Here is a 12,980-nt window from a genome sequence, read left to right on the forward strand (position 1 = left end):
TTAACGTTCCGTTTTTCTAAGGAAACACTGATTAAATCGAAAATCCGGCTTTGCCGGATGATTTCCGGAGGTGGGATTTGCGTTGCTTCGCCCCGGACCCCCACGCTGATTTATGAATAAATCAGCGTTTCCCTAAACGATCTATTATAATTCACACAGAATTTTAATATTATCAGATTCCCATTTTTCCAATAAGCGAATATACTTTTCATCACTGTTTATTATATTAATTCTGTCTCTCAGTTCACTTACCGCTTTATAAACATCATATTTTCTTAATGGCTGATTTATTCTATCCATGAATTTATTATATCTCACTAAATAATCCTCATAGTTTTGAATTAATGAATCAACTTGTTTTATCCTCGCAAGCATCAAAGATTCATTTGAAGGAAGATAATTGCCTTTTTGAAATGCATCTTCTTTAAAATACAAACACGATCCGGAATATTTTAAAAAGTATTCAACAGCCGAAAAAGTATCTGTCACTTCATTCAGTACTGGCAACATCCATTTATTTGCATATTCAAACGATTTTTCAAATCGGAATAGTAATTCACAATTGTTACAATCATTCGAAATCGTAGTATCTGTTTGTTTTTATTTTTATACGCCTCGCATTTTAATGCATAGCTATCATCCTGAACAAGCTGATCAATCTTATCCGATAATTCAGCCAGTCGTTCCGGAACATTAAAACACTCTGTCAGGTTGTTCATTATTTCCAAATAAAATTCATTTCTTCTGATTAGATATTTTTCATACTCTTTCAATAGCATATCAAGATTTTCAATTTTTAGCAAAATCAAAGTTTCATCTGAGTTGAAAATTAATCCCTTATCAAATCTTTCTTTATTAAACCTGACAAATCCGAGATTATATATCAGCATATACAAAGCAGCATCTGCAAGTGTTTTAATACGATCAAATTCTGGAAGCATCCATTTCTCAAAATAATCATATGACATTTGCATTGTATTAATGATATCCTCATTTGAAGCATCTTGTTCTACATATTGCTCACCGATTTTCCAGTCATTTTGCAAACAATAATCATCCGGAAGATTATTTAAATAGAATGTTGATGTCATATGAAGCCACGACTGAAGTGCCTGCTCTACTGTTTCATTTAAATCTATAGCTTTACGATAAACTGTAGAAATACCGCCGCACACAGAGTAAACAGTACGACCTATTTCTTTTTTAGTTCTGATAGTAACTACCTGCAATATTTCTCCGCCAATTACTCTGCCAAATACAAATTTACTGTTTTTCAGCTGAACAAAGCCTCTCGACTTTAAATTTTTCCAAAAAACTTGCTTAAACGCTGAATTGATCGATAATTTCTTTTCCAGCTTGCTGTTTGTAACAGTGATCTTCGGTCTTGCTTTCTCAAAAGCTATGCTGCAATCAGATTCAATTACTTCATTAAACATCGAGCCACTATTTAAAGCAGTTGACAGCCTTGCAAGTCCGTCCTCAACAAACACATAATCTCCATGAACAATCTCAAAGAACTGTTCCCAGCTAACACCTTTATTCAAAAGAGGCTCCCACAATGATTTTTCCGGTTCCGGTATATTGTCACCGAAATAATCATCAGCTCTGCCCATAACAAGAGTATCCGCCCTGCTTCCGTTCCTGTCATAAAGTTCAAGTATCGCACAGTCACTGTCTATAACTGTTGTATTTATGCAGAATGTTCCGAGCATATTTGAGATTCGTGCGGTGTCACGCTTCGCAGTCTGATTTCCTTCTTCGTAACTTTCTGAGTATAACGTCGCCCATCTGCATCCTTTTTCATCTGAAAACGAAAAAGAATATCTGATTTCACCTTCATCTTCATCTTCGCAGGTTTCATAACCCTCGCGTTTCATCATATCGCGGAATTTCTTAAGAAAATCTTCTTTACTTAACAGTTCGTCGTTTAATATTTGTGTGGATGTGTAGAAATTTCCCACTGTGGCATCTCCTTTCCGAAAACATATTGGCAGTACAAATCGATAAGCTCATATCAGAACTTGCAAGAATTTTTATTCGTTTGTCTTTTAAAAATATATTGATTATAACATTCTCCAAAAGCATTTGTCAAGGTGCTTAAGTGATGAAAATGAAAAGGTGAGCTGCCTTGTTACTATTCACGACCTAATTTTCCCAGTACAAAAGAAAACAACACCACTGGACCGGTTTTATTACCGGCCTGGTGGTGCTGTATTTTTTATTATTCACATTCAGCAAATATTTCTTCGACAGTATATGGGTTACCATCACATAATCTTGTTAATGCATCATATTCGTTGATTCCATTTCTTCGGCATGTTTCAATGTATGTACGAATCATTGCATAGTTATTTGCTGTTTTTGAAGATGCGAACTGACCTGACACCTTCATTTTTGTTTTCGTCCCACGTAGTGCTCGTTCTGAGAGATTATTTGTTGTAGGCAGACTGAAATCATATACCCAGGCGAAGTAATTGCTGCGATATTTTATGATTCTGCGTATCAGAGCGCGTTCCGGACCGCCTGAATATTTTGATGTATTCGCTTCTGCCAGCGTTTCTGCTCTTTGCAGAAGTTCTGTAAGCTTGCTTTCAAAATTTTCAAGATATCCATCATCAAATCGTGTTGTTCCTGCTTGTATCAGATTCTTTCGGTCTTTTATCGTTGCTGATATCAATGCTTTTATTTCAAGCAGTACTTCATGATTGGTTTCATCTGCAAGTTTCTGAAGATCGCGCTGCAAATGTGCATTACACTCAATATTTATGAACACAAAACGTTCATTGTAATTGATGCTGTTATGATCATGCATAACAGATGTTTCAGCAGAAAGATTTTCAAGTATTCCATCCAGAAGAATTCCGTTCATATCTTTGTTTTCATGGGCTGCAAAGAACGCGATTCTTTCGTCTCCGTAAAATCTCAGGCAGATTCTTTTGGTATCGGCGTAAACCACGGTATCATCCCAGTAAATGAGCAGTCTTTTAAGTAACTCCCTTCGCAAATCATTATGAAAAACTGCCAGTGCTTTGGCGGCTCTGGCCTGTACTTTAGCTACATACCCTTCACTCGGACTGATCTCTCCGTTTGTTATGCCCTGAAAGAATACAGGAACCTTATTTATTGACGAATTCATAATATTCAGCAAAACAAGTATCATTGCCTGTACGTTTGCTCCATATCTTACTTTCGTTCTTTTTTCAGGTGCCGTTCTGCTGATCACCAGGGTCCCGCAATTCTTACATTTGTAGACGTAATACTTATGCTTCACCCTCTTTACTTTAACTTCTACTTCTATTTCATAGCGATTTTCTGTTTTTCCGGTATATTCAAACTCATCTTTTTTGCATTTCGGACAACAGTCATCTTCAGTTAAACAATGTTCCGTTATATCAGTTATTGCTTCTTCTGCAGGTGGTTCAAGCTCTGATCTTTTATGCCCTGTTTGGCCTCCTTTGGAATTATCGGTTTCTTCTCTGCTGTTTGGTCTTGCTTTTGATTTCCCGATTGGTGTCTGCGATGTAGGCAGAGATGTATTGGTTCCATCTCTGTCCTGTACCGCTTTCATATGCCGGATCTCGGCTTTAAGTGTTTCTATTATGGTGTCTTTCTCGTCAAGTGCTTTTTGATATTCTTCGTCCTTCTTAGCAAGCTTTTTTTGATACTCACAGAACAAATCATAGTTTTCCTGTCTTAATTTACAGATTGTATCTATCTTTTCATCAAGCTCTTTGGTGTGATTTTCGCATTCAATTACAAGCTGTTCATACCAGATATCGCGTACTTTCTTCACTGCATTTTTTGATGACCGAACTTGTCTGCAAAGCTGTTTTATCCGCCTCTGATATCCAAGATATATGAGATGATGATTATGCTGCAGTTTTTTATATCTCTCACCATTTTCAAATTCTTTTACCAGACGTTTAAGTCTTTTATTTTCATATTGTAATGATGTATTGATAAAAAACTGCCTGTTCATAGCTTGCTTCCTGTTCTGTTTTATTTCTGTTCCAGCGCTCTTTCTGCTGATTCCTTTATGTTCAGTAAGTGATTTTTAAGAATAGCATTTTGTTTTTCAAGTTCGCTGATTCTTTTATCTTTCTGTATACTTTCTTCTTTTAGTTTTTTTATGATTTCCTTGTAATCCGGTTCTGCTGTTACCTTCGTTTCAACAGTATTGCTATTTGATTCTGATTTAGCCTTTCGTCCCGGCTTTCCTGTAGACGGTATCAGTTCTCCCGTTACCGGATCTTCCACTCCAAGATACTTGCGTATTGGTCTTGATTGTTTGGTTACAGGGTCGTAGTGTGATGTTGATTCATAAAGAACCACTCTTCCGGTTTTCTTATCTGTGTAGCGTACAATCGACATGATTTCAGCTTCCTTTCTACACTTGGTACTTATTATTATATCACATACCAACGAAAATGTCAATAGTTTTATTGGTATCTATTTAAACAAATACCACTATGCTTTTTTGTACTTTTTTTACGTAAAAAAACAGTGCTGAAAACATCGCATTTTCAATGTTTTCAGCACCATTATCATTTTTCTATTTTACATTATTTGGCCGTGAATAGTAACGCTGCCTTCGGCAGCTGTTCGATAGTATCATGCATCGCGATGCATGATACTTTTTTTATTTGTATTCAGGCAAAATTAGTGATATAATAGTAGTGTGCACATCAGGTACGGAATATCTGAATGTGACAAACATATTTTAAAAGGAGATTGTTGTTTGAACAATAATAACAGACCTGAGATAGCAGCGTAAACGGAGGTTTGCGAAACTATCTAACAGTAAGCCTCCGTAGTCCGGTCAAACTATTTCAGGAGGAAAAAACAATGAATAAATATGACTATATTATCCGCAGAGAAACAGAAAACGACTACCGCGAAACGGAAAACCTTACCCGTGAGGCTTTCTGGAATCTTAACACACCCGGCTGTTTTGAGCATTACTTCGTACACATCATGAGAAGTCACAGGGATTTCATACCGGAACTTGATTATGTCATCGAGCTTGACGGCAAAGTGATCGCCAATGTTATGTACTGCAGATCAAAGCTCGTCGATGAACAGGGTAATGAGAAAAATATCATTACTATGGGGCCGCTGTGTGTACTCCCTGAGTATCAGCGTAAAGGATTCGGAAAAGCCCTTCTTGAACATACTTTTAAAATCGCAGAGTCAATGGGATTTGACGTTGTTATAAACTTTGGAAATCCTGATAACTACGTTTCCCGCGGCTACAGAAGCTGCAGAAAGTACAATGTATGCTTCGGCGAAGGTGAAGGATTTTTCCCTGCCGCTCTTCTTGTAAAGGAACTTAAAGAAGGTGCCCTCGACGGCAGAAAGTGGTTCTATCGTCCAAGTGATGTAGATACTCCATGCGATGACGAAGCCGCAGTTACGGAATTCGACAAGCTTTTCCCGCCAAAGGAAGCCGGCTGGCAGCCAAGTCAGGAAGAATTCTATATTCACAGTCATTCGGCGATAACGTGGTAATACCAGATTACGTGTTATCTGTCTGAAAAAAGAGAACAGTCCGGTTTCACTGTAAGCCGGACTGTTCTTGTATAGTAAACATAAAAATCTGCATGCGTTCACTGTAATTCAAACGATACATCACATTTATGAAAAACACGAACAGGAGAAAAGATATGACCAAGGACAAAGCGTATATTATAAGGAAACTCAGAACTAATGAAACTGAACTGCTGAAAGATTTTCTCTATGAAGCCATATTTATTCCGGAAGGCGTGAAACCTCCGGAAAGAGATATTATTGAAAATCCCGAACTGAGAGTCTATACAGATGATTTCGGATCCCGCAGGGGTGACAACTGTCTTGTGGCCGAATTTAACGGCAAAGTTGTCGGTGCAGTCTGGACACGTATCATGGATGATTACGGCCATGTGGATGACGAAACTCCATCTTTTGCGATTTCTCTGTACAAGGAATACCGCGGACAGGGCATCGGAACGGAACTTATGAAGGAAATGCTTGATGTGCTGAAAGCACAGGGATATAAACGCGCATCACTGGCAGTGCAGAAAGCCAACTATGCGGTGAGAATGTACCGAAATGTTGGCTTTAAAACCGTGGATGAAAATGACGAGGAGTACATAATGGTATGTGATTTATAACGACCATTTACGGAAACAGCACGCAAGCATGCTGCTTTTTTAGATATATCACCTTATCAGCTCCGGCGGAATGAACGACGGATCGAAGTGTACGTGTGAATGATTGTACACGATAAGTTTATGACTGATGAGTTATCCGGTTTCCTGAGTTTACTTATTACGATATGTCTCAAACATATTATATAGTATTCAAGTGATTTTGTCAAAAAATAATTATTAAAATCGAAAACGGCAGCACACTGATCATGACGATCGATGTGCTGCCGTTGGTTTTTTTATCTTTATTTCAAATCAATTTTACATTTGAAATTCTGACAAGTCTGATTTGCGGATGTATCAGTGCCCCTTTTGATACATCTGCAGCGGCCGGATGGTTCGAGATACCACTGCGTGTTTATATTCGGCTTAATATACTGACATGCCGGATCCCACCAGTATTTACAGAAAGCGCAGTACTTTACTGCTGTTAAATTGACTAACATCGCCATTTTCTTATCCTCCGTTTTCCCTTGATCATGCCATCCGATAAGGTGCTGTTTTTATAAATCAGCGTTAAAGATCATTTGTCGGAATTAAATATTCACCATTAATATAACCCATGATTGCTTCTGCGTCTTCAGATGTTATTTCTCTATTATCAGACGGTCTGTAAGCATCTGCATTTGCAAGCGCCTGTTCAGCAAATTTAGGATCAACGTCTTTTTGTTTTTTATAAAATTCCACCCATGATGTTCCTTCAAAATAATTAACATAGTTACGTACCAGAACAGCATCTTCAATATCAATAATATTATCGCCGTTGACATCTCCGCACATAGTCGGCTGCAGAACTGGTTTTACAGTAGTAACAGGAATTGTTACAGCTTCTGTTTCAGGTTCCTGGGTAGTAACTTCAGGTTTTGAGGTAACAACTTTAGCTTCTGCTACTGTATTTTCAGGCTTTTCTTTATTATCATTTACATGTACATCAGCAACAGACTTTTGTGTAACTGACGGTTTATCTGTATCAGCATTAACGGTTTTAGCTTCGGATGCCGATTCAGATGAAGGCAAAGCAGTCAGTGTATCACTTACAGGTTCAGTCACAGAAACTTCTGATGAAACTGCTGAAGTGTCATTTACAATTACGGCTTCATTCACAATTGTTGCACTAGTTGTGGTATCTTCAGTTTCAGAAGTGGTCTCTGAAACTTTATTCTGATCATTATCACCAGAAATGAGTTCATTTGTGTATTCGATAAATTTCATGAGCCCAAGGCATAATACAATACCGGCACAAAAAGCTAGTGCAGTGTAAATATGACGGATCTTAGGTGATTTTGACTGACCCTGTTCAACTACTGATGTATCGTAGGTAATATTCTGCTTATTATCAGTTTTATCTGACTTATTAGCCTGTTCCTGACGCTGTCTGATTATTTCGTCACTTCTTTTAAGTACTCTTTCGGCTATTTTCAATGTAGTTTCATCATATTCCCTCATAACTGAACCCCTCCTTTTCTAAAATATTTCGCAGCGATTCTTTTGCGCGATACAGCAGATTTCTTATCTGCCGTTCTGTTTTTTTCATGATCGCAGCCGCTTCCGGATTACTGAATCCTTCAAAAAACACAAGATACAAGACCTGTTTATAATCATCCTTCAGTTTTTCCATTGCTCTTAGAAGATGTCTTTTTTCTTCATCTTTGATATAGTTTCGTTCAATATTTTCTTTATCAGCTATGCTGTAAAAGTCATCTATAGATTCTTCAGGATGTCTTGACTTTTTCTTCAGACTATTGAATGCAATATTCTTCCCTATCGTATAGATCCATGTTTTAAAAGAACACTTCTCCGAAAACTTCGGCCTGTCAGCACATAGTTTTACGAAAGTGTCCTCGGCAAGTTCCTCGGCAGCGCAGAAATCATCAACAATGCTGTTAATAAAGAGAACAAGGCCTTCTCTGTAATCAGCTATTATATCGATAATGGCATCTCTGTCACCTTCAAGGAAACGGCGGTAATACACTGCCCCGTTGTCCATAATAATCTCAAATCTCCTTTCAAATGTATTATAATCCCGCATTTACTCATTATAATACGTCTCTTACCTATTATATAGTATCCTGGTATCATTGTCAAAAAAATATTTTCAAAACAGGTGAGACAAATCAGCCGGAAGGTTGTCTAAGTAATGAAAGAACAATAAAGCTTTCAGAACACAGAAAACAATCTTTCAAAAAAATTTAAAAAAGGGTGAGACAAATTCACCGGAAGATTGTCTAAGTAATGAAAGATAAATAATTCTTTCAAAATTCCGGATGCGCATCTGAGAAAAACAAAAAAGAGTTAGAAAAATTATAACGATTTATTACGGAGGTTTCAATTATGAAAACTAACAGAGTTTTAGCAGGAGTATTAGCGCTTTCATTAACAGCAGGTGTACCTGCATCTTTCGGCAGATATGAGACTACTAACCACACAGTAAAGGCGGAAGAAACAGCGTCGCTTTACGGAGACGTCAACTGCGACGGCATCGTTAATATAAATGATCTGAAGTGCATCACAGATTATTTCAGGGATCCGGAAGCTAATCCGATAACTTCTCAGAGTGAAATAAACGCACACACGGACACATGGCCGGGGCTTTCCACGGGCGATATAACCGCACTGATAAAATACCTTGCCGGTACAGTCAGTGAACTCCCGACTGATGATTATAAAGTGATACGTTTTGAAAGAGACCCAGAAGAAACAGAAGACGGCGAACGTGGAGTAAAAGGAGATGCAGACCGTGACGGCGATGTTGACTTCGATGATTTCAATCTTATGCTGGAATATGCTGAAAATCCGGATATTATTCCTGATACGAGTTCCCTGACATGGTGGCAATACTACATTAACGTAGAACATACCAGCCCGGTCGGCAATGGTATGGGCGAATATCCTTTACCGTATATGCTTGATTATCTTTCAGGATTCCATGGGAAAGTATATGACTGTAAAAATCCTCTGCTCAACGTCTACACTGACCACATGAAGTTTGAGATCACAACAGAGCCGGAATACGGTGACTATAACTGTGACGGTGTGGTTGACATTTTCGATGTATCTGAAATGCAGAATCTTATCAATCAGGTCGAAGATTTTAGAATAAGAAAAGCCGATAATCCTAATGCAGTGAGAATAACCAATTATGTTACTGCCCAGGGTTTAAGAAACGCTGATGTTTTCAATCCGGGTACAGGGATTACACAGGAAGATGTAGATACAATCATGAATTATATCAACGGTAAGAACCTTCTTCCGGTTACCGAAAAAGATTATGTAAGATTCACGCCTGTCACAGGGGATTTCAACTGCAACAACCAGTTTGATATCGGCGATGCGATCCAGCTCTGGGAATACATCGCAAAAGACGTATCACGTGTAGAATATGATCCTACCGAACAAGGCATTAAGAACGCCGATCTGGTACAGGATTCGGAACTTGATTACGCTGACCTTGATCAGATGTTCAAAGACCTTAAAGCCGGCAAAACGAAGGGCACAGTAACTGAACCAAAACCATCTACTGAGCCATCCGCCAATCCTTCAGCAGAACCATCGGTCGCACCGTCATCAGAGCCTTCCGTTATTCCGTCAGTCACACCAACAGCAGCACCTTCTGCTGTTGTAACAGAGCCAGATCTGACTTTGGGCGACGTAAACTGCGACGGAAAGATCGACATTTCCGATCTTTCAAAACTTGCTATCGCACTTGTTGACAAAGAGGAACTTCCTGAGGAGTTCGTAAAGCGTGCAGACGTTGACAAGGACGGCAAGATAACTCTTACTGACCTTGCTGCTATCAGACAGTTTATTGCAAAGAAGATCACAGAGTTCTGATAAATCAGAGATTTATCAGTTCAATGCACTAAACAGTAAATTCAAACGGCAGCACGCTGATCAAAACGATCAGCATGCTGCCGTAATAAAATAAAACTATCCCCGGTCTCCGGACTGCAGATCAGCAGATAAAGAGTACTTGAAAAAGAATAATCTGAGCTTAAAAAGAAGGAAAAAGGTGATTTAATCATGAATGAAAGAGAAACATTAATACAGAATATATCCGCAGCATTACCAATTGCACAGCAGATGAGCCTGATTGAAGAAGAAGTCGGTAAACTGCACGAAGAAAGAGAAAAGAAAAAGAAGATCGGAGTTGGACTGATCATACTTCTGATAATAGCAGTTCTCTGTGTTTTATACGGATTCGCTGTTATTGTGGCGGATAAACACCTTGATGGACTTTTTAATGTTGTGCTCGGAGTAATTCCGTTCGTTGCTGTATATAAGCGTCTTCAGCGTGCAAAGGAATGCCTGATCAAAATAGAAGAACTCAAAGAAAAGTATCAGGGCATGCAGAATGATTCAAATCTTTCATGGCTTCCTATGGATTACCGTTCTTCCTTCTGTATCAGTGAAATCGCAACTTATGTGCAGAACGGACGCGCCGATACACTGAAAGAAGCGATCAATCTCTTTGAAACAGAACAGCATAATCAGCGTCTGGAAAATGCAGCAGCCTTAGGTGCATACTGGGGAGTACTTACAGGAACTGTTTTCTAAAGTAAAAGTGGCACCTGCGGTGCAATCAAAAAACGGCAGAACACTGATCATAACGATCAGTATTCTGCCGTTTTGTTGTTATACTATATACAATTTATATCGAATTTTCATCACTATCAACAACTTAAGAACCCTATAGATTGGATCTTTTGTTGTGATGATATTTAACCTTTCTTGAATTATTATTTCTTGGCGTCTTCCCGTCATCAGGACGTACAGGAACAACGGAACGTTTGATTTCGTTCATAATCCTATTTATTTTTAACGTTCTTTTGATCGGAGATGAGAAGACAGCTTCTGCAAATTCTTCACGTAAAGAGCCAATGATGGTATTTACATTTGCCAAGTGGTATTGTGTACAAACTTTAAAAAATGATTTTGTGCATTATACCATGGCTTTATATTGGATTCTTAAGTTGTTGATAGTGATAATACATCTGATACTCATTATATTATAATCAGAGCATTTTGTCAAATTTCTTTAACAGGTGAGATAAATCAGGCATTAGCTTGTCTAAGTAGTGAAAGAAAAATAATTCTTTCAGAATTCTAAATGAAAAGTCTAATAAGACATTATACCTGAAACTCCTTTCGGAACGAATAATAACTGCATTAACGACCATATACGAAACCATCTCCATGTTTTGGATTGGCAAATTAGAAATGAACTGCTGATTTTCGATTGGCAATTTCAAAATAGAACACTGTTTTTCGGTTGGCAATTTTGAAGTAAAGTGCTGTTTTCCGCTTGGCAATTTCGAAATGATGTGATATAATATAGGTAACTACTGATTTTAAGGAGAGTTTCGCCATGTATATACAACGTGATATAGACAAAACACTGCAGCAATGGAAAGAAGAAAAAAAGCATAAACCTTTGATTCTCCGTGGAGTAAGACAGTGCGGAAAAACGTCTGCGATAAGACATCTATCAGAACAGTTCGAAAACTATATTGAAATCAACTTTGAAAAACACAGTGAACTTTGCAGCCTGTTTGAAGGTAACTTTGATATAAAGGCGATCATAATCAAACTTGAACTTTTTTTCTCATCGAAAATCACCACTGGGAAAACTCTTTTGTTTATTGATGAAATACAGGAATGTCCACGAGCTGTTACTGCTCTGAGATACTTTTACGAAGATATGCCGGAACTGCATGTTATCGCCGCCGGATCCCTTCTTGAATTTGTCTTAAACGGAAAAGGCGTAAAAAAAGAAACAATAGATTTCCCTGTCGGACGTGTGAGAAGTATTTTCATGTATCCTTTTTCTTTCACGGAATATCTTCGTGGTACCAAAAAGGAAATTCTTGCAGACTATCTGAAACAACATGATGGTAACACTGACAATCCGGCTCATGAACAGCTTATAAGTGAATATAAAACTTTTCTTGTTGTAGGTGGCATGCCGGAGGCGATAGCAGAATATATTGATTCCGGAAGTCTGTTTAACTGCCAGCAGATACACAGAGATATCATAACAAACTTCATCGACGATTTTAATAAATACCGTTCAGATGTGCCTGCCGATATTATCAGAAAAGTATTTGACTATGCTGTTCACAATGTATGCGGACAGACAAAATCATCATCGGCAATAAAAGGAATAAGTGCATACTATTTTGATACCGGAATAGATCTTCTCCGAAGAGCCGGACTTGTTTATCCGGTAAAGGCATCATCGTGCGACACTATCCCGCTTGGCAGCTGTGAAAAGGAAACCAATAAAAAACTGCTGTTATTTGATACTGGTATCTATCTTACCGTATGCGGTCTTAATACATATGAACTCCTCAGCAGCGATATCTTTGATGAGATGAACAAGGGAAACGTTGTAGAAATGCAGACCGGACTTGAAATAATAAAATACACAAATCCGTACACTGAATCTTCCCTTCACTACTGGTACAGAAGTGGTGCAAATGCTGAAATAGATTATGCCATCATAAAAGAAAACACTGTCATACCTGTCGAAGTAAAAGCAGCCGGAAAAGGCAGTATGCAAAGCATGCACAGTTTTCTTGAAACTCATCCGTCAAGTAAATACGGAATAAGAGTTTCACTTGAAAACTTCAATAATTACGATAATATAAGAGTTTATCCAGTTTATGCAGTAAGTAAATTCTGCAATTAAAAATGGTAGCACCTTCGGTGCAATCGAAAAACGGCAGCACGCCGATCTTACCGATCGGTGTGCTGCCGTTTGTTATATAAAAAATGATTTGTGAATAATTAAACAAT

The 12,980-nt window shown here is 38.1% G+C and carries 11 protein-coding genes; 5 read left to right on the forward strand and 6 right to left on the reverse strand.

Annotated features, from left to right (window positions below):
- Positions 1–144: 144 nt before the first annotated feature.
- From CC97_RS11175 to CC97_RS11190, 4 genes are all read right to left on the reverse strand, one after another.
- Positions 145–435, reverse strand: coding sequence for a hypothetical protein (locus CC97_RS11175; RefSeq protein WP_156036888.1), 291 nt, complete (start codon positions 433–435; stop codon positions 145–147).
- Positions 436–494: 59 nt separating this feature from the next.
- A complete protein-coding gene (locus tag CC97_RS11180) occupies positions 495–1,613 on the reverse strand; it encodes a hypothetical protein (protein ID WP_156036889.1) in 1,119 nt (372 codons plus the stop codon).
- Positions 1,614–2,221: 608 nt separating this feature from the next.
- A complete protein-coding gene (locus tag CC97_RS11185) occupies positions 2,222–3,979 on the reverse strand; it encodes a transposase (protein WP_044973470.1) in 1,758 nt (585 codons plus the stop codon).
- A 20-nt stretch (positions 3,980–3,999) separates the two neighbouring features.
- Complete coding sequence (locus CC97_RS11190; protein WP_044973469.1) at positions 4,000–4,371, reverse strand: hypothetical protein; 372 nt, start codon at positions 4,369–4,371, stop codon at positions 4,000–4,002.
- Between the two features lie 474 nt (positions 4,372–4,845).
- Between CC97_RS11190 and CC97_RS11195 the strand changes: the two genes are divergently transcribed.
- Together CC97_RS11195 and CC97_RS11200 are read left to right on the forward strand one after the other, a co-directional pair.
- Positions 4,846–5,508 carry an N-acetyltransferase gene (locus CC97_RS11195; protein WP_044975035.1) on the forward strand — a complete coding sequence of 221 codons (663 nt, stop codon included), beginning with the start codon at positions 4,846–4,848 and terminating at the stop codon, positions 5,506–5,508.
- Positions 5,509–5,663: 155 nt separating this feature from the next.
- Entirely contained in the window at positions 5,664–6,149 is a 486-nt protein-coding gene (locus tag CC97_RS11200) for a GNAT family N-acetyltransferase (protein ID WP_044975036.1), read from the forward strand.
- A gap of 552 nt (positions 6,150–6,701) precedes the next feature.
- Here the strand turns inward: CC97_RS11200 and CC97_RS11210 are convergent.
- Both CC97_RS11210 and CC97_RS11215 read right to left on the reverse strand, forming a co-directional pair.
- On the reverse strand, positions 6,702–7,631 hold the full coding sequence (locus CC97_RS11210) for a dockerin type I domain-containing protein (RefSeq protein ID WP_044975038.1): 930 nt from the start codon (positions 7,629–7,631) through the stop codon (positions 6,702–6,704).
- Positions 7,618–8,172, reverse strand: coding sequence for an RNA polymerase sigma factor (locus CC97_RS11215; RefSeq protein WP_044975039.1), 555 nt, complete (start codon positions 8,170–8,172; stop codon positions 7,618–7,620). The genes CC97_RS11210 and CC97_RS11215 overlap by 14 nt, the downstream gene beginning before the upstream one ends.
- Before the next feature lie 344 nt (positions 8,173–8,516).
- Here CC97_RS11215 and CC97_RS11220 point away from each other — a divergent pair, with 344 nt between their 5' ends.
- From CC97_RS11220 to CC97_RS11240, 3 genes are all read left to right on the forward strand, one after another.
- On the forward strand, positions 8,517–10,016 hold the full coding sequence (locus CC97_RS11220; RefSeq protein WP_044975040.1) for a dockerin type I domain-containing protein: 1,500 nt from the start codon (positions 8,517–8,519) through the stop codon (positions 10,014–10,016).
- Positions 10,017–10,205: 189 nt separating this feature from the next.
- Positions 10,206–10,739, forward strand: coding sequence for a hypothetical protein (locus CC97_RS11225; protein WP_044975041.1), 534 nt, complete (start codon positions 10,206–10,208; stop codon positions 10,737–10,739).
- Between the two features lie 811 nt (positions 10,740–11,550).
- Complete coding sequence (locus CC97_RS11240; RefSeq protein ID WP_044975044.1) at positions 11,551–12,873, forward strand: AAA family ATPase; 1,323 nt, start codon at positions 11,551–11,553, stop codon at positions 12,871–12,873.
- The last annotated feature ends 107 nt before the right edge of the window (positions 12,874–12,980 follow it).

Source organism: Ruminococcus sp. HUN007 (assembly GCF_000712055.1).
In the GTDB taxonomy this organism is placed as follows: domain Bacteria; phylum Bacillota; class Clostridia; order Oscillospirales; family Ruminococcaceae; genus HUN007.

Coding starts and splice junctions, on each gene's coding strand:
- CC97_RS11225 (WP_044975041.1), top strand. CDS start 10,206: ATGAATGAAAGAGAAACATTAATACAGAATATATCCGCAGCATTACCA.
- CC97_RS11210 (WP_044975038.1), bottom strand. CDS start 7,631: ATGAGGGAATATGATGAAACTACATTGAAAATAGCCGAAAGAGTACTT.
- CC97_RS11215 (WP_044975039.1), bottom strand. CDS start 8,172: ATGGACAACGGGGCAGTGTATTACCGCCGTTTCCTTGAAGGTGACAGA.
- CC97_RS11190 (WP_044973469.1), bottom strand. CDS start 4,371: ATGTCGATTGTACGCTACACAGATAAGAAAACCGGAAGAGTGGTTCTT.
- CC97_RS11195 (WP_044975035.1), top strand. CDS start 4,846: ATGAATAAATATGACTATATTATCCGCAGAGAAACAGAAAACGACTAC.
- CC97_RS11220 (WP_044975040.1), top strand. CDS start 8,517: ATGAAAACTAACAGAGTTTTAGCAGGAGTATTAGCGCTTTCATTAACA.
- CC97_RS11180 (WP_156036889.1), bottom strand. CDS start 1,613: ATGGGCAGAGCTGATGATTATTTCGGTGACAATATACCGGAACCGGAA.
- CC97_RS11240 (WP_044975044.1), top strand. CDS start 11,551: ATGTATATACAACGTGATATAGACAAAACACTGCAGCAATGGAAAGAA.
- CC97_RS11200 (WP_044975036.1), top strand. CDS start 5,664: ATGACCAAGGACAAAGCGTATATTATAAGGAAACTCAGAACTAATGAA.
- CC97_RS11185 (WP_044973470.1), bottom strand. CDS start 3,979: ATGAACAGGCAGTTTTTTATCAATACATCATTACAATATGAAAATAAA.